Annotated in this window: 1 pseudogene; it reads right to left on the bottom strand. The window is 47.4% G+C overall.

Going from position 1 to position 384, the window contains the following annotated elements:
- Positions 1-384: pseudogene (locus ACIF8R_RS18365) on the bottom strand (hemagglutinin); the annotation flags it as partial.

Here is a 384-nt window from a genome sequence, read left to right as displayed (position 1 = left end):
TTACACTGTCAATATTCAGATCACGATTCAGTCCATACTGAATTGTATTGCCGGTCTTGGTCACTTTCAGGTTGGTTTCACCTGCAACCGTACCAATGTCTACCGTATCACCAGCTTTTACTGCAGCTGCATTGGTACCATTACTTTGTAGTGTCCAGCCTTTGTCTAATGCCGTGATCGCATCACCAACGTTATTCACGTTGTTGCCATTCACAGTATAGGTCGGTGAGCTTACTGCACCTGTAGTGCTGTCATAACTTGCACCACCACCCAGATTGTTGGCTGTGCTGTTGCCCAAGGCATCGGTTTTGTTGTTGCTTGACGTACTTAACGCATCAAGCTGGCCTTTGTTTACTGCATCGGTTGCTGCTGTGCCCGTACCGA

Origin of the sequence: Acinetobacter sp. ABJ_C4_1 (assembly GCF_044538495.1) — a bacterium.
Lineage (GTDB): Bacteria > Pseudomonadota > Gammaproteobacteria > Pseudomonadales > Moraxellaceae > Acinetobacter > Acinetobacter nosocomialis_A.
Note: the sequence above shows the minus strand (reverse complement) of the source record. Positions and strands in the feature narration are given on the sequence as shown.